Genomic DNA, 19,057 nt, shown 5'->3' on the forward strand with positions numbered 1-19,057 from the left:
GCCCAACGTTGCAGCGGCGTGGCTGCGCCAACCCCGCTGTTCAGCGCGCTTCTGAACTATCGGCACAGCGCGACTCAGGTGACTGACGAAGTGCTGTCGGCCTGGAGCGGCATGCAGATGCTGTCCAGCGAGGAACGGACCAACTATCCGCTGACATTGAACGTCGATGACCTGGGTGACGACTTCAGCCTGACGGTCCAGGTGGATGCGCAGCTCAGTGCCCAACGCATCAGTGGCTATATGCAGGTTGCCCTGCAAAGCCTGGTGGATGCCTTGGAGCATGCCCCGCAAACGCCGATGCACAGCCTGACGGTGTTGCCGGCGGCCGAGCGCCGACAGTTGCTCGAAACCTGGAACGCTTCCCAGGCGCTGTATGCCGATGACGCCTTGATCCACGGACAGATCGAGGCCCAAGCGGTGGCACGACCCGATGCCGTGGCCGTGGTGTACGAGGACCGGACGCTGACCTACGGCGAACTCAACGCCCGGGCCAACCAGCTCGCCCACCATTTGCTGTCCCTGGGCATCCGCCCGGATGATCGGGTGGCGATCTGTGTCGAACGTGGCCTGGACATGATCGTCGGCCTGTTGGGCATCCTGAAGGCGGGGGCGGGGTATGTGCCGCTGGATCCGGCTTCTCCCCGGGAACGCCTGGCCTTCATGCTCGACGACAGCACGCCGGTGGCATTGCTTCTCCAGGCACACTTGCAAGCTAATTTGCCAGTATCGTCCGTGCCCCAACTGCTGCTCGATCAGCCCGAGACAGCGGGTATTGCGCAACAGCCCCGGCACAATCCGGATCTCGAGGCGGTGACGTCACGGAACTTGGCCTATTTGATCTACACCTCCGGCTCCACCGGCATGCCCAAGGGCGTGATGGTCGAGCACCGCAACGTCGCGCGGCTGTTCTCGGCCACCCAGCCGTGGTTCGACTTCGGCCCGCAAGACGTCTGGGCGCTGTTCCATTCCTTCGCGTTCGATTTCTCGGTCTGGGAAATCTGGGGCGCGCTGACCCACGGCGGCCGCCTGCTGGTGGTGCCGCAGTTGGTCAGCCGTTCGCCGCAGGACTGCTACGCGCTGTTGTGCGAGGCCGGCGTCACGGTGCTGAACCAGACGCCGAGCGCGTTCCGCCAATTGATCGTGGCCCAGGGCGAAAGCGACCTGAGCCACAGCCTGCGCCAGGTGATCTTCGGCGGCGAAGCATTGGAAACCGGCATTCTCAAGCCGTGGTACGCCCGGGCAATCAATGCCGGTACGCAACTGGTGAACATGTACGGCATCACCGAGACCACCGTGCACGTGACCTACCGTGCACTGTGCGCGGAGGATGCCCAGTTGGTCGGCGTCAGCCCGATTGGCGGGCGTATTCCCGACCTGCAACTGTACGTGCTCGACGCCCGGCGTGAGCCGGTACCGGTCGGCGTAGTGGGTGAGATGTACGTCGGTGGCGCGGGCGTCAGCCGCGGTTACCTGAACCGCGCCGAGCTGACCGCCGAGCGTTTCCTGAAGAACCCGTTCAGCAATGAGCCGAACGCACGGATGTACAAGACCGGCGACCTGGGTCGCTGGCTGGCGGACGGTAGCATCGAATACCTGGGCCGTAACGATGACCAGGTGAAGATCCGTGGTTTCCGTATCGAGCTGGGCGAGATCGAGGCCGCGCTGGCGGCTTGCGAAGGGGTCAGCGAGGCGGTGGTCATCGCCCGCGAGGACGAGACGGGCGACAAGCGTCTGGTGGCTTATGTCATCGCCAAGGAAGACGCGCAGCCAGCGGCTGCCGAGCTGCGCACGCAGTTGCTGGGCTCGCTGGCGGACTACATGGTGCCGAGCGCCTTCGTGCTGCTGGAAGCTTTCCCGCTGACCACCAACGGCAAGCTGGACCGCAAGGCGTTGCCAGTCCCCGACCAGTCGTCGGTGGCAACCCGTGAATATGAAGCGCCGCAGGGAGCGGTCGAGACAATCATCGCCGCGCTATGGCAAGACTTGCTGGACCTGGAGCGGATCGGTCGCCATGACAACTTCTTCGAATTGGGCGGTCATTCGCTGCTGGCGGTGAAGTTGATCGAGCGCATGCGTCAGGTCGACCTGAGCGCCGACGTCCGGGTGTTGTTCGGTCAGCCGACCCTGGCTGCGTTGGCTGCGGCCGTGGGCGGTGTCCACGAAGTCGTGGTGCCGGCCAACCTCATTCCCGCTGGCTGCACGCGAATCACCCCGGACATGCTGCCCCTGGCCGACCTGGACCAGGACGCCATCGAGCGGATCGTTGCCACGGTGCCCGGCGGCGTCGCCAATGTGCAGGACATCTATGCCCTGGCGCCGTTGCAGGAAGGCATTCTGTATCACCATCTCGCCGCCGCCCAGGGCGATCCCTACCTGCAATATGTGATGTTCGGTTTCGACAGCTTCACGCGCCTGGAAAGTTTTGCCGAGGCGTTGCAAGCGGTCGTTGCCCGCCACGACATCCTGCGCACCGGTGTGGTCTGGGAAGGCCTGGCCGAGCCGGTGCAGGTAGTCTGGCGCGATGCTCGGTTGCAGGTCGAATCGGTGTCGCTGGATCCGGCGGCAGGCGATATCGCCATGCAACTGCACCAGCGTTTCGATCCGCGGCACTATCGCCTGGACATCCGCCAGGCGCCGCTGATGCGCATCGCTTATGCGCAAGACCCGGCGAACCAGCGCTGGGTGGCGATCCTACTGTTCCATCATTTGGTGGACGACGCGACGTCGCTGGCGGTGCTGTCTGCGGAAATCGAGGCGCACATGCTCGACGAGGGGCAGCACCTGTCGGCCTCTGTGCCGTATCGCAACTACGTGGCCCAGGCCCGCTTGGGCGTAAGCCCTGAGGCTCATGAAGCGTTCTTCCGTGACATGCTGGGTGACGTCGACGAACCGACGTTGCCGTTCGGCTTGCAGGATGTGCAAGGCGACGGCAGCGGCATTGAGGAACTTCGTCAGGACGTCGACGGCGACCTGAGCCGCCGGTTGCGGGCGCAGGCCCGTCAGCTGGGCGTGAGCGCCGCCAGCCTGTATCACCTGGTCTGGGCGCAGGTGCTGGGCCGTGTCTCGGGCAAGGACGACGTGGTATTCGGCACCGTGCTGGTCGGCCGGATGCAGGGCGGCGAGGGTGCCGACCGTGCATTGGGCATGTTCATCAATACCTTGCCGCTGCGGGTGAGCCTGGGGCAAACCGCTGTCGGTGCGGGCGTGAAAGCGACCCATGCGCGCTTGACCGCGTTGCTCGGTCATGAACATGCCTCGCTGACCCTGGCTCAGCGTTGCAGCGGCGTTGCGGCGCCGACGCCGTTGTTCAGTGCCTTGCTCAATTATCGCCACACTGGTGCGCTGACCTCGACCGAGGCGCTGTCGGCCTGGAACGGTATCCAGGTGCTCAGCGGCGAAGAACGCACCAACTACCCATTGACGTTGAACGTCGATGACCAGGGCGAGGCATTCAGCTTCACGGTCATGACCCCGGCACGCATTGGTGCGCAGCGCCTGTGCGGCTACGTGCAACAGACCCTGGAAAGTCTGATCGTGATGCTGGAGCAGACACCTGCAGCACCGTTGCACCAGTTGTCCATCCTGCCCCAAGACGAACGCCGCAAGCTGCTGCTGGAATTCAATGCCAACGAAGCCGAAGACCTGCAGCAATCGTTCATTCACGAGCTGTTCGAAGCCCAGGTACAACGCACGCCTGAGGCCGTGGCGGTGGTGCATGGCGAACAGCGCCTGAGTTATCGCGAGTTGAATGCCCGGGCCAATCGGTTGGCGCATTACCTGCGCAAACAGGGCGTACAACCGGATTCCCGGGTGGCGATCTGTGTCGAACGGAGCGCGGACATGGTGGTCGGCCTGCTGGCGGTGCTCAAGGCAGGCGGTGGTTACGTACCGCTGGATCCGGCTTACCCGGCTGACCGTCTGGCCTACATGCTGGAGAACAGCACACCGATTGCTGCTCTCACGCAAGTCGGGACCAGGGGCCTGCTGTCCCACGGACCGGTGCCACTGATCGACCTGGATGCCGGCGCCTGGCAAGACGAACCGGAACACAACCCGCCAGCGACGGATCTGACACCAGACCACCTGGCCTACGTGATCTATACCTCTGGCTCCACCGGGTTGCCCAAGGGGGTGATGGTCGAACATCGCGGCTTGAGCAACCTGCTGGACTGGTACCTCGACGATCTGGCCTTCCATGCCGGCGATGCGGTGCTGCTGGCCTCGTCCTATAACTTCGACCTGACCCAGAAGAACATCCTCGCTCCGCTGATGGTCGGCGCCTCGTTGTACCTGGCCGAAGAACCGTTCAACCCGGGCGCCATCGTCGCCCAGGTCGCCGAGGCCGGGATTACCCACCTCAACATGTCCCCCAGCGCCTTCCACGCACTGGTGGACGCCGACCGGCACGCGGCACTGGCCTGCCTGAAACGGGTGGTGCTGGGCGGCGAGCCGATCCAGGTCGCCATGCTGGAAAAACTGCCGCTGCCACGACCGGTGATCATCAACAGCTATGGGCCGACGGAGTGCAGTGACGTGGTTGCCTGGCACACTGTCGATACCAACCTGGACACCTACCGGAACCAGTCGATCCCCATCGGCCGGCCAATCCGCAACATGCAATTGCATGTGCTCGACAGCCACGGTCAGTTGCTGCCAATGGGCGTGCCCGGTGAGATCCACATCGGCGGCGTCGGCGTGGCGCGTGGTTACCTAAACCTGCCGCAGCTCAGCGCCGAACGTTTCATTGACGACCCGTTCAGCAAGCGGGCCGGGGCCCGCCTGTACAAGACCGGCGACATCGGTCGCTGGCTGCCGGACGGCACCCTGCAATACCTGGGACGCAACGACGATCAGGTGAAAATCCGTGGTTTCCGTATTGAACTCGGGGAAATCGAAGCCAGGCTCGCCCAGCATGAGGTGGTGAAGGAGGCGGTGGTGCTGGTCCGTGAAGAGGTGCCGGGCGATAAACGCCTGGTAGCGTGGTTCATTGCCTGTTCGCCGGACGAAACGACGGACATCGAGGCGTTGCGTGCGTACCTGCTGGCACACCTGCCGGCCCACATGGTGCCGATGGCCTACGTACGCCTCGACGCGCTGCCGCTGAACCCCAACGGCAAGCTCGACCGCAAGGCACTGCCGGCACCGGATCTGACGTCAGTCATCACCCGCGATTACGAAGCCCCTGTCGGTGAAACCGAAATCAATCTGGCCCGCTTGTGGGCCGAGGTCCTCAACGTGGAACGCGTTGGTCGTCACGATCATTTCTTCGAGCTGGGCGGGCACTCCTTGCTGGCCGTCAGCCTGATGGAGCGGATGCGCCAGGAGGGCATGGAAGCAGATGTACGGACGCTGTTCGAGCAGCCCACGCTCTCGGAATACGCGGCAACGACAGAAAAAATGGAGATTGTCCTGTGAGTGTGATCGAACTGTTGGCGACATTAAAAGAAAAAGACGTGCAGCTTTCGGTCAACGGCGATCAGCTCGTTGTACGGGGCCGGAAACAGTCATTGAAGGAGCCGACTGTGCTGGCCTTGTTGCGAGAGCATAAGGCTAAATTGATCGAGTTGATCAACAGCGGGGAGTACGACGCCGGCAGGGCCGGTGAGGTCGACGTTCCAGCCAATGCAATTCCTGTCGATTGCGCTCGGATCACCCCAGAGATGCTGCCGCTGGTCACGCTGGATCAGCCGACCCTCGATCGCATTGTCGCCACGGTGCCGGGCGGGGCGGCCAACGTGCAGGATATCTATCCGCTGGCACCCTTGCAGGAAGGGATTCTCTATCATCACCTGACCGCGACCCAAGGCGATCCCTATGTCCTGCAGGCGCATTTCAGCATCAGCAATCGCGAGCGTCTGTCGGACTTTGTCGATGCCCTGCAACACGTGATCGATCGCCATGACATCCTGCGCACGGCCATCGTCCGCGAGAATCTGGAGGCACCGCTCCAGGTGGTCTGGCGCCAGGCTCGACTGGGCGTCAAGGACATCAGCGCCGAGCTGGCCGAGGGCGACGTCCTTACGCAACTGCAAGCCCGTTTCGACCCTCGTCACTATCGCCTGGATCTCAGCCAGGCACCGCTGCTGTTGCTGGTGTGTGCCGAGGACCCCGCCAACCAGCGCTGGGTCGCCATGCTGTTGTTCCACCACATGGCTCTGGACCATGCCGCATTGGCGGTCGTGCAGAACGAAATGCAAGCCTGGTTGATGGGACAGGCCGGGCAATTGCAGCCGGCTATCCCTTACCGTAACTATGTGGCGCGAACCCGCCAGGCGGGTCAGCGCCAGGCCGATGAGGCGTTCTTCAGCAAGATGCTGGGTGATCTGGATGAGCCGACCTTGCCGTTCGGCCAGCAGGATGTGCTGGGCGACGGCAGCGCCATCGAAGAGCACCATCAACCGCTGAGCCAGGAGCTCAGTCGCCGGGTGCGGATGCAGTCGCGTCAGCTCGGGGTCAGCGCGGCAAGCATCTTCCATCTGGCCTGGGCCCAGGTGCTGGGCTGCGTCTCGGGGCGTGAAGATGTCGTGTTCGGTACCGTGATGTTGGGGCGCCTGCAGGCCGGCGAAAGCCTGAGCCGGGCGCTGGGCATGTTCATCAACACCTTGCCGTTGCGGGTGGGCGTGGGCGCGCAGAGTGTGTGCGACGGGGTGAAAAGCACCCATGGCTGGCTGAGTGCCTTGCTCAGTCATGAATATGCCTCCCTGGCCCTGGCACAACGGTGCAGCGGCGTGGCGGCACCGGCGCCGCTGTTCAGCGCACTGTTGAACTACCGCCACAGCGCGGGTGCGGACCAGGTTCCCGGGCCGGAAGTGCTCCAGGCCTGGGAGGGTATTGAAGCCCTGAGCGCGCAGGAGCGGACCAACTATCCGCTGATCCTCTCGGTGGATGATTTCTCCGATGACTTTGCCTTGGAGGTGCAGGCGAGCGGGCAGATCGGTGCACAACGCATCTGCAATTACATGCAGGCGGCGCTCGAGTACTTGATCACCGCACTGGAATGCGCTCCGGAGTCACTGCTCAACGACCTGTCGGTGCTGCCGCAGGAGGAGCGCGAGCGAGTCTTGCAGTCATTCAACCACACCGATCGCGCTTATCCGCAGGCGCAAACGGTTCATGCCTTGTTTCAGGCGCAGGCGCAGGCCCGTCCGGATGCGCTGGCGGCAGTACAGGCAGGACAGACCCTGACCTACCGTGAACTGAATACCAAAGCCGATGGCTTGGCCCGGCATCTGATTGACCTCGGTGTGCGGCCCCAGGATACGGTGGCCATCGTGCTGCCGCGCTCGCTGGACCTGTTGATCAGTCAACTGGCGATCCTCAAGTGCGCGGCGGTCTACCTGCCGCTGGACGTCAATGCACCCGCGGAGCGCCAGCAGTTCATGCTGCAGGACAGTCGGGCCGTGCTGGTGTTGACCCACGGTACCGAGGACCTGGCCGATGGCGTGCGGCGGGTGGATCTCGATAGCCTCGACCTGGAGGGACTGCCGACCTGGGACGGGGCGCAGCCGCAGTCGAGCGAAGCACCGGCCTATATCATGTACACCTCCGGCTCCACTGGCACACCGAAAGGCGTGCTGGTGCCGCACCGGGCCATTTCCCGGCTGGTCATCAACAACGGCTATGCCGACTTCAACGAGCAGGATCGCGTGGCGTTCGCTTCGAACCCGGCTTTCGACGCCAGCACCCTGGAAGTCTGGGCACCGTTGCTCAATGGCGGTTGTGTGATTGTGGTGGAGCAGGACGTATTGCTGTCCCAGGAACGGCTGCCAACGTTCCTGCTTGAACAGTCGGTCAATGTGTTGTGGATGACGGCGGGGCTGTTTCACCAGTACGCCGCCAGCCTGATGACAGTGTTCCGGCAACTGCGCTACCTGATCGTCGGCGGCGATGTGCTGGATCCGACCGTGATTGGCCGCGTCCTGGAACACGGCGCACCGCAGCATCTGCTCAACGGCTACGGACCAACGGAAGCCACCACCTTCTCGACCACCTACGAAATCAAGTCAGTCGGCGCAGGCAGCATTCCGATTGGTCGTCCGATCGGCAACACTCGGGTCTACCTGTTGGACTCCCGGCATCGGCCCGTGCCCCACGGTGTGACCGGTGAGCTGTATATCGCCGGCCTGGGTGTTGCAAACGGCTATTTGAACCGGCCGGAGCTGACCGCCGAGAAGTTCATCCCTGATCCGTTCAACCCACAGGCCTTGATGTACCGCACCGGCGACCTGGGACGCTATTTGCCGGACGGCAACATCGAATACCTGGGCCGGAACGATGGTCAAGTGAAAGTCCGCGGGTTCCGCATCGAACCGGGAGAGATCGAAGCCCGGCTGGCTCAACATGAGATCGTAAAAGACGCGGCGGTACTGGTTCGCGAAGACGTGCCGGGGGAAAAGCGCCTGGTCGCCTATTTCACCTTGCATCTGCCCCACGACACAGTAGATATCGAAGCGTTGCGCGTGCATGTGCAAAGCCGCTTGCCGGACTACATGGTACCGGCTGCCTATGTGCGCCTCGATGCCTTGCCACTGACCGCCAATGGCAAGCTCGATCGCAAGGCCTTGCCGATGCCGGATCAGGCGTCGATCCTGACGCGCGGCTATGAAGCGCCCGAGGGCGAAACCGAAACCCTCCTGGCGAAGTTGTGGACACAGATCCTTAATGTAGAGCGGGTTGGGCGTCATGATCACTTTTTCGAATTGGGTGGCCATTCCCTGCTGGCGGTCAACCTGATCGAGCAGATGCGCCAGGTCGGCTTGAGCGCCGATGTACGGGTACTGTTCGGCCAACCGACCCTCGCGGCGCTGGCCGCGGCGGTGGGCAGCGGCAATGAAGTCCAGGTGCCGGCCAACGGTATCGTTCCCGGTTGTCAACGGATTACCCCGGACATGTTGCCCCTGGCCACGTTGACCCAGGATGCCATCGACTGCATCGTTGCAACGGTGCCGGGTGGTGCGGACAACGTGCAGGACATCTACCCGCTGGCCCCCCTGCAGGACGGCATTCTCTATCATCATCTCTCGGCGCAACAGGGTGATCCCTATGTACTGCAGGCGCTGTTCGCGTTCCAGGACAAGCCGCGCCTGGAGGCCTTCGCGCAAGCGCTACAGAGCGTGATCGACCGCCACGACATTCTGCGGACTTCGGTGTTGTGGGAGGGGTTGGAGCAGCCAATGCAGGTGGTCTGGCGCAAGGCCGTCCTGAGCGTCGAACCGTTCGATGCACCAGCCTCGGATGGCGACGTCGTGGCCCAGCTGCATGCACGTTTCGATTCCCGTCATCATCGCCTCGATATCCGCCAGGCCCCGCTGATGTGCCTGCGATTTGCCCATGACCCGCTCAACGAGCGCTGGGTGGCGATGTTGCTGTTCCACCACATCGCGCTGGACCATACCGCGCTGGACGTGGTGCAGCAGGAAATGCAGCTGCACTTGCTTGGACGGCAAGAGCAACTGGCGGCTGCGATGCCGTACCGCAACTATGTGGCCCAGGCGCGCCTGGGTGTCAGCGAAGAACAGCACGAAGCCTTTTTCCTCGAAATGCTTGGCGATGTCGATGAGCCGACGCTGCCTCTCGGTTTGCAGCAGGTGCAGGGTGACGGTCGCGGTATCGAAGAGGCGCGGCTCGAGGTGGAGGCCGACCTGAGTCGCCGCCTGCGGACCCAGGCGCGGCGGATGGGCGTGAGCGCAGCCAGCCTTCATCACCTGGCCTGGGCGCAGGTGCTGGGGCGCCTGTCCGGGCGCGAGGATGTGGTGTTCGGCACCGTACTCATGGGGCGGATGCAGAGCGGCGAAGGCGCCGACCGGGCCCTGGGCATGTTCATCAACACCTTGCCGCTGCGGGTGATGCTGCATGAGCAGGGCGTGGAGGTCGGGGTCAAGGCCGTCCATGGGCGGCTGAGTGCATTGCTTGCTCATGAACACGCTTCGCTGGCCCTGGCCCAGCGTTGCAGCCGCGTGGCGGCTCCGGCGCCGCTGTTCAGTGCCTTGCTGAACTATCGGCACAGTGCCCCCGGCGTCATCTCGGCGGATGCCACTGCAGCCTGGCAGGGCATGGACACCCTGGACAGCGAAGAACGCACGAATTATCCGCTGGCGCTGTCGGTGGACGACCTGGGCGATGGCTTCTCCCTGAGCACCCTGGTGTTGCAAGGCGTTGGCGCAAGCCGCATCTGCGCGTACATGCACACCGCACTCGATCAATTGGTGCAGGCGCTGGAGCAAGATTCGCAAACCCCACTCTACCGTCTTGATATCCTGCCGCAGATTGAGCGTCAGCAGTTGCTGGTGGACTTCAACGCTACCCGGCGCGTCTATCCTCAGGACCAGACCGTGCTGGCGCTGTTCGAGGCCCGGGCGGCACGACTGCCGCAGGCAACTGCGGTGGTGCATGGACAGCGGCAAGTGACTTATGGGGAACTGAACGCGCAAGCGAACCGCCTGGCCCATCACTTGATCGGTCTTGGTGTGCGACCGGACGACTGTGTGGCGATCCTGTTGCCGCGCTCGATCGATCTGCTGACCAGCCAGTTGGCCATTCTCAAGTGCGCGGCGGCCTATGTCCCGCTGGACCGCAATGCTTCGCTTGAGCGGCAGGGGTTCATGCTCGCCGATTGCCGGGCGTCTTTCGTGTTGACGTCCAGCCGCGAGCAGGTACCCGAGGGCGCGAGCCGCGTCGACCTGGACACGTTGGAGCCGCAAGGGGCCATCGACAATCCAGGGCTGGAACAGTCCAGCGAGTCGATTGCCTACATCATGTACACCTCGGGTTCCACGGGACAGCCCAAGGGCGTGCTGGTGCCGCACCGGGCAATCAATCGGCTGGTGATCAACAACGGCTATGCCGATTTCAATGAGCACGACCGGATCGCCTTTGCCTCCAACCCGGCGTTCGACGCCAGCACCATGGACGTCTGGGGCGCGCTGCTCAACGGCGGACAGGTGGTGGTGATCGACCATGAAACCCTGCTCGAGCCGGCGCGCTTTGCCCAAGTGCTGGACGCGTCGGGGGCCACCGTGTTGTTCGTGACCACGGCGATCTTCAACCAGTACGTGCAACTGATCCCCGAGGCCATGGCCGGCCTGCGCATCCTGCTGTGCGGTGGCGAACGGGCCGACGTGGCGTCCTTCCGGCGCCTGCTGGGCCTGGCACCGGCGTTGCGTCTGGTGCATTGCTATGGGCCGACCGAAACCACTACCTATGCCACCACGCTGGAAGTGAAGACGGTGGCCGAAGACGCGCAAAGCGTGCCGATTGGCGGACCGATTTCCAATACCCAGGTGTATGTGCTCGATGCGCGCCAGCAACTGGCGCCCCTGGGTGTCGTCGGCGAGATCTACATCGGCGGCAAAGGCGTGGCGAAGGGGTACCTGAATCGTCCCGACCTGACCGCGGAGAAGTTCATAGCCGACCCGTTCAGCGACGAACCCGGTGCCTTGCTGTACCGCACGGGGGACCTGGGCCGTTGGCTGCCGGAAGGCAGCCTGGAATGCCTGGGACGCAACGACGACCAGGTGAAGATCCGCGGTTTCCGTATCGAACTGGGTGAAATCGAAGCCAGGCTCGTCACCTGCGAGGGCGTGAAGGACGCCGTGGTGATGGTGCGGGCCGACGAGTCGGGCGAGAAGCGCCTGGTCGCCTATGTCGTGGCGCAGCCGCAGGTCGCGCTGACCGTGGCCGGACTGCGGGAGCAACTGTCCACTGCCTTGGCCGAATACATGGTGCCCGGCGCGTTCGTGATATTGCCGGCCTTCCCCCTGACGCTCAACGGCAAGGTGGACCGCAAGTCGCTGCCCGCGCCGCACGCCGAGGACTACGCGAGCGAAGCCTACGAGGCGCCGCAGGGAGAGATCGAACAGACCCTGGCCGGCTTGTGGGCGGAGCTGTTGAAGGTGGAACGGGTCGGCCGCCACGATCATTTCTTCGAACTGGGCGGTCATTCGCTGCTGGCGATGAGATTGATCGAGCGGATGCGCCAGGCCGGTCTGTCGGTGGATGTGCGCGACCTGTTCAGCCGACCGACGCTACGGGCGTTGGCCGCTGCGGTGGGTGGGCATCGTGATGTGGTCGTGCCGGCCAGCGCCATTGTCGAAGGTTGCGAGCGGATCACGCCGGACATGTTGCCGCTGGCCGTTCTGAGCCAGGACGCCATCGATCGAATCGTGGCGAGCGTGCCGGGCGGTGCGGGCAATATCCAGGACATCTACCCGCTGGCGCCGTTGCAGGAAGGCATTCTGTATCACCATCTGACCGCGAACAGCGGTGATCCCTACGTGCTGCAGACGCTGTTCGGTTTTGACGGCCGCGCCCGTCTGGACAGCTTTGCCCAGGCGTTGCAGCAGGTGATCGATCGCCATGACATCCTCAGGACATCGATGGCCTGGGGGGGGCTCGACGAACCGATGCAGGTCGTGTGGCGTCGGGCACAACTCATCTGCGAGGCATTCGAACCGGATGTTCACGGCGCAGAGGTGGTTGCACAGCTGTATGAGCGTTTCGATGCCCGTCAGTATCGGCTGAATTTGTGCCAGGCGCCGCTGCTGCGCCTGGTGTACGCGGAAGATGTCGCCAACCAGCGCTGGGTGGCGATGTTGTTGTTCCATCATTCGGTGCTGGACCATACCGCGCTGGAGGTGCTGGAGCGGGAAATGCAGGCCCACCTGCTCGGCAGGGCCGATCAACTGGGCGCTGCGGTACCTTATCGCAATTACGTGGCCCAGGCGCGCCTCGGGGTCAGCCAGGAGGAGCACGAAGCGTTCTTCCGCGACATGCTTGGCGATATCGATGAACCGACGCTGCCGTTCGGTCTGCGCGATGTGCAGGGTGACGGTAACGGCGTGGAGGAGGTCAGGCTGGCGTTGGAGATGGGGCTGTGCCGGCGTCTTCGCGGCCAGGCGCGTCAGTTGGGTGTCAGCGCGGCGAGCCTGATGCACTTGGCCTGGGCACAGGTGCTGGGCCGTGTCAGCGGACGCGACGAAGTGGTGTTCGGCACGGTGCTGCTGGGTCGGATGCAAGGCGGAGAGGGCGCCGATCATGCGTTGGGCATGTTCATCAATACCCTGCCGTTGCGGGTGAGCCTGGTGGGGGGCAATGTGCGGGAGGGTGTGAGAACCACCCATCAACGGCTCACCGCACTGCTCGGTCATGAGCACGCTCCGCTGGCGCTGGCCCAGCGTTGCAGTGGCGTGGTGGCACCGACGCCGCTGTTCAGTTCCATGCTCAATTATCGCCATTGCTCGGTCGAAGTCACCGCGCAGATGGTGTCGGCGTGGCAGGGTATCGAGTCCATCGGCGGTGAGGAGCGTACCAACTACCCGTTGACGCTGGCCGTGGATGATGAGGGCGAAGGGTTCAGCCTGGTGGTGCAGGTGGCGCGCGGAATCGGTGCGCAACGCATCGGTGAGTACATGCAAACCACCCTCGAAAGCCTTGTAGCCGCACTGGGGCAAGCTCCCGAGACGCCGCTGTATGAAATTGAGAGCATGCCGGCGGTTGAACGCCAGCACCTGCTGGAAGCGTTCAATGCGACGGCCGTCGACTACCCGCAAGGCCTGACCCTGCACGGCCTGTTTGAGGCACAGGTGGCAGCGTCCGCAGAGGCGGTCGCCGTGGTGTTCGAAGAGCAGCAACTGAGCTACACGCAACTGAACGGCCGCGCCAATCAGATTGCCCATCGCTTGCTGGAACTGGGCATTCGCCCGGATGACCGCGTGGCGATTTGCATGGACCGCAGCACGGACATGGTCGCAGCGCTGCTGGGCATTCTGAAATCGGGCGCCGCCTACGTGCCGCTCGACCCGGATTACCCGGCCGACCGTTTGGCCTACATGCTGGAAAACAGCGCCCCGGCCGTGGTGCTGATCCAACGCGCCTTGCAGGCGAGTTTGCCGGCGACCGCTGCCAGGGTGATGGTGCTCGAAGACGAAGACTTCGCCACGCAACCGACCAGCAATCCGCAGGTCGCGGACTTGCATGCCAGCCATTTGGCCTACGTCATCTACACCTCCGGCTCCACCGGTCTGCCCAAGGGCGTGATGAACGAGCATGGCGCGGTGGTCAACCGCCTGCTGTGGATGCAGGACGCCTATACGCTGGTCGCGGCGGACGCGGTGCTGCAGAAGACTCCGTTCAGCTTCGACGTGTCGGTGTGGGAATTCTTCTGGCCGCTGTTCACCGGTGCGCGGCTGGTGATGGCGCGTCCGGGTGGCCATCGCGATCCGGCGTACCTGCGCGAAGCGATCCAGCGACACGGCATCACCACGCTGCACTTCGTCCCGTCGATGCTGGACGTGTTCCTCGCCCATGGCGAAGCTGACGAGTGCGAGGGGCTGCGCCAGGTGATGTGCAGCGGCGAAGCCTTGCCGGGCCATCTGGTGCGGCGCTTCAAGGCGCAATTGCCAGGGACTGCGTTGCACAACCTGTACGGCCCGACCGAAGCGGCCGTGGACGTCACCGCCTGGGACTGCACGGGGGCCGAGACACCGGACAGCACGCCGATCGGCAAGCCGATCGCCAACACCCGGATCTACCTGCTCGACGCCCATCAGCAACCGGTGCCCATGGGCGTGGCCGGGGAGATCTACATCGGTGGCGTCCAGGTGGCGCGAGGTTATCTGCACCGTCCGGAACTGACGGCGGAGCGTTTCCTCGTCGACCCGTTCAGTGACCGGCCGAATGCGCGGATGTACCGCACCGGCGACCTGGGTCGTTACCTGGCGGATGGCAATATCGACTACCTGGGCCGTAACGACGATCAGGTGAAGATCCGCGGGTTCCGTATCGAGCTGGGCGAGATCGAGGCCAAGCTTGCCCGGCACGAGGCGATCAAGGAAGCCGTGGTGCTGGCTCGCGAAGACGTGCCGGGGGCCAAGCGTCTGGTGGCGTACTTCACCGTGCACGGTGACGAGTTCAACATCGAGATCGAAAGCCTGCGTGCCCAGTTGCAAGCCCAACTGCCGGAATACATGGTGCCGGCGGCCTATGTGCGGCTTGATGCATTGCCGCTGACGCCGAATGGCAAGCTGAATCGCAAGGCACTGCCGGCGCCGGACCAGGCCTCGGTAATTACCCGTGAATACGAAGCGCCGCTCGGTGAAGTCGAAGTCACCATTGCCGGAATCTGGCAGGATTTGCTGGGCCTGGAGCGGATCGGTCGCCACGACAACTTCTTCGAATTGGGCGGTCATTCGCTGCTGGCGGTGAAAATGATCGAACGCATGCGCCAGGCCGGTTTGAGCGCCGATGTGCGCGTGCTGTTCGGCCAGCCGACATTGGCTGCATTGGCCGCTGCGGTTGGTACGTGCACGGACGTCGTGGTGCCGGTCAACCGGATCCCGCACGGCTGTTCGCGGATCACCCCCGCCATGTTGCCCCTGGCCGACCTGGACCAGGAGGCCATTGACCGGATCGTGGCCACGGTGCCCGGCGGCGTCGTCAACGTGCAGGACATCTACGCCCTGGCGCCATTGCAGGAGGGCATCCTGTACCACCATCTCGCTGCCGCCCAGGGCGACCCCTACCTGCAATATGTGATGTTCGGTTTCGACAATTTCACCCGCCTGGAGGCGTTTGCCCAAGCGTTGCAAGCGGTTGTTGCTCGTCACGATATTCTGCGTACCGGTGTGGTCTGGGAAGGCCTGGCCGAGCCAGTACAGGTGGTCTGGCGTAACGCAGAGCTGGGTGTGGAAGCGGTACCGCTGGACCCGGCGGCAGGCGATATCGCTGGGCAACTGCATCAGCGCTTCGACCCGCGGCACTACCGCCTGGACGTGCGCACGGCTCCGATGATGCGGATTGCCTATGCGCAAGACCCGGTGAACCAGCGCTGGGTGGGCATCCTGCTGTTCCATCACCTGGTGGACGATGCCACCTCCCTGGCTGTGCTGGCGGCGGAAATCGAGACGCACATGCTCGGGCAGGCACAGCGCTTGCCAACATCGGTGCCGTACCGCAACTACGTAGCCCAGGCCCGCTTGGGTGTCAGCCGCGAAGCCCATGAACAGTTCTTCCGCGACATGCTTGGCGACATCGACGAGCCGACGCTGCCGTTCGGCTTGCAGGATGTGCAAGGCGACGGCAGCGGCATTGAAGAGCTTCGCCAGGACGTCGATGCCGATCTGAGTCGACGGGTGCGAGCGCAGGCCCGTCAACTGGGCGTGAGCGCCGCCAGCCTGTATCACCTGGTCTGGGCGCAGGTGCTGGGCAAGGTGTCGGGCAAGGACGACGTGGTGTTCGGTACCGTGCTGGTCGGCCGGATGCAGGGTGGCGAGGGTGCCGACCGTGCATTGGGCATGTTCATCAACACCTTGCCGCTGCGGGTGAGCCTGGGGCAAACCACTGTTGGTGCGGGTGTGAAAGCGACTCACGCACGCTTGACCGCGTTGCTTGGCCATGAGCACGCCTCGTTGGCCCTGGCGCAGCGTTGCAGTGGCGTGGAGGCGCCGACGCCGTTGTTCAGTGCGTTGCTCAACTATCGTCATACCGGGACAACGGCCTCGACCGAGGCGTTGTCGGCCTGGGAGGGCATCCAGATACTCAGTGGCGAGGAGCGCACCAACTATCCGCTGACCTTGAATGTCGATGACCAGGGCGAGGCGTTCAGCTTCACGGTCATGACCCCGGTACAGATGGGCGCACAACGCATCTGCGGTTATGTGCAGCAGGCGTTGCAAGGCCTGATCCGAATGCTCGAGCAGACACCGGAGGCGCCACTTCACGATCTGCCGATACTGCCGGCGTTGGAGCGCGAGCAGTTGCTGGTGACGTTCAACGCCACTGACGCCGAGTACCCGCTGGAACAGACCGTTCACGGATTGTTCGAGGAGCAGGTGCAGCGCACGCCGGATGCGCTGGCGGTGCTGCATGGCGGGCAGCGCCTGATCTATCGCGAGCTGAACGAGCAAGCCAACCGCTTGGCGCATTACCTGCGCGGGCAGGGCGTACAGCCGGATTCGCGAGTGGCGATCTGCGTCGAGCGTGGTATCGACATGGTCGTGGGCTTGTTGGCGATCTTGAAGGCGGGCGGTGGTTACGTGCCGCTGGATCCGGCGTATCCGGCGGATCGGATTGCCTACATGCTGGTGGACAGTGCGCCGGCGGTGGTGCTGGCTCAGGCGGCAACGGTTGGGTTGCTGGCCGATGCAGCGATGCCGGTGATCGACCTCGGTAGCGGGCTGTGGCAGGACGAGTCCGTCTCGAATCCGCAGGTACCTGGGCTGACCTCGGCGCATCTGGCCTACGTGATCTACACCTCCGGTTCCACCGGCTTGCCGAAAGGGGTGATGATCGAACACCGCAACACGGTGAACTTCCTGACTTGGGCCCATCGGTCGTTCGATGCGCAAACCCTGTCGAAAACCCTGTTCTCGACCTCGCTGAACTTCGATCTCGCGGTTTACGAGTGCTTTGCACCGTTGACTAGCGGCGGCAGCATCGAGGTAGTCACTAATGTGCTGGAACTGCGACACGGTGAACATGACATCACCTTGATCAACACCGTGCCGTCGGCGCTCAAGGCGTTGCTGGAATCCGGTGGGCTGGGTGAGGGCGTCGATACAGTCAACGTGGCCGGCGAAGCGCTCAAGCGCAGTCTGGTGGAAACACTGTTCGAGCAGACTTCCGTCAAGCGCCTGTGCAACCTCTACGGTCCTTCGGAAACCACGACGTACTCCAGCTGGGTATCGATGGCTCGCGAAGATGGGTTTGTCGCGCATATTGGCAAACCGGTCGCCAACACCCAGTTCTACTTGCTGGATGAGCATAAGCAGCTGGTGCCGTTGGGCGTGCCGGGGGAAATCTACATCGGTGGCGCGGGTGTCGCCCGTGGTTATCTCAACCGTGATGACCTGACGGCTGAACGCTTCCTGAAAGATCCATTCAGTGCCGTTCAAAACGCCCGCATGTACAAGACTGGCGACCTCGGCCGCTACCTGCCGGACGGCAACATCGAATACCTGGGCCGTAACGACGACCAGGTGAAGATCCGGGGTTTCCGCATCGAACTGGGTGAGATCGAAGCGAAGCTCGCTCAATACGACGCTGTGAAAGAAACGGTGGTGCTGGCCCGTGAAGACGTTCCGGGCGACAAACGCCTGGTGGCCTATTTCACTCAATCGGAAGCGGTGGATATCGAGGTTCTGCGCAGCTATCTGCAAGCGCAACTGCCGGCCTACATGGTCCCCGTGGCCTACGTGCACCTCGATGAACTGCCCCTGACCCCCAACGGCAAACTCGACCGCAAGGCCTTGCCGGCACCCGATAGCAGCGCGTTTTTCCTGCGTCTTTATGAAGCCCCCATGGGTGACACCGAGATGAAGCTTGCCGCGCTGTGGGCCGAGTTGCTGAAGGTCGAGCGCGTTGGTCGCCATGACCATTTCTTTGAACTGGGCGGACACTCGTTGTTGGCCGTGGCGCTGATCGAACGCATGCGCAAGGAAGGCATGGAGGCCGATGTCCGTGTGTTGTTCGGTCAGCCGACGCTGGCGTTGGTGGCCGCGGCGGTGGGGCAGGTACAACGCATCGAAGTGCCCGAGACGAAGATTCCGGCGCTCACGCGTCAGCGACGCATCTGAGCCCGATGGGAGAGAGCCTGTCTGCCGGCATGACGCCATCGCGAGCAGGCTCGCTCCCACAGAGGATATGGCGTCATAGCGGATGTTATGACCAGCCCGCGATCAGGGTGGGAGCGGGCTTGCTCGCGAAAGCGGAGTGTCTGTCACGCAGATGTTGGATGTGCCACCGCCATCGCGGGCAAGCCCGGCTCCCAGGGACTGGTGGCGTCTGCAAAAGCTGCGTACCTCCCAAATCCAATGTGGGAGCGAGCCTGCTCGCGATAGCGGTGGGTCAGCTTGCATTGATGTTGACTGTGCCACCGCCATCGCGGGCAAGCCCGGCTCCCACAGGTCTGGCGGCGTCCGCAAAGGCCGAGCTCATCCCAAGTCCAATGTGGGAGCGAGCCTGCTCGCGATAGCGGTGGGTCAGCTTGCATTGATGTTGACTGTGCCACCGCCATCGCGGGCAAGCCCGGCTCCCACAGGTCTGGCGGCGTCCGCAAAGGCCG

Annotated in this window: 2 protein-coding genes (1 of these 2 only partly in view); both read left to right on the forward strand. The window is 63.6% G+C overall.

Translation table 11 applies throughout. The annotated features are described in order from the left end of the window. Positions 1 to 5,415, forward strand: the 3' portion of a protein-coding gene (locus AD665_RS21875) for a non-ribosomal peptide synthase/polyketide synthase (protein WP_053193693.1). Its footprint begins 17,313 nt before the window's first position; 5,415 of the gene's 22,728 nt are visible here — the last part of the coding sequence; the start codon falls outside the window, past its left edge; its stop codon occupies positions 5,413 to 5,415. Continuing rightward, positions 5,412 to 18,569 (forward strand): non-ribosomal peptide synthetase, encoded by a 13,158-nt coding sequence (locus AD665_RS21880; RefSeq protein ID WP_053193696.1) that lies wholly within the window; start codon positions 5,412 to 5,414, stop codon positions 18,567 to 18,569. Before AD665_RS21875 ends, AD665_RS21880 begins: the two co-directional genes overlap by 4 nt. Positions 18,570 to 19,057 lie beyond the last annotated feature (488 nt).

The sequence above is a fragment of the Pseudomonas corrugata genome, assembly GCF_001269905.1.
Lineage (GTDB): Bacteria > Pseudomonadota > Gammaproteobacteria > Pseudomonadales > Pseudomonadaceae > Aquipseudomonas > Aquipseudomonas corrugata.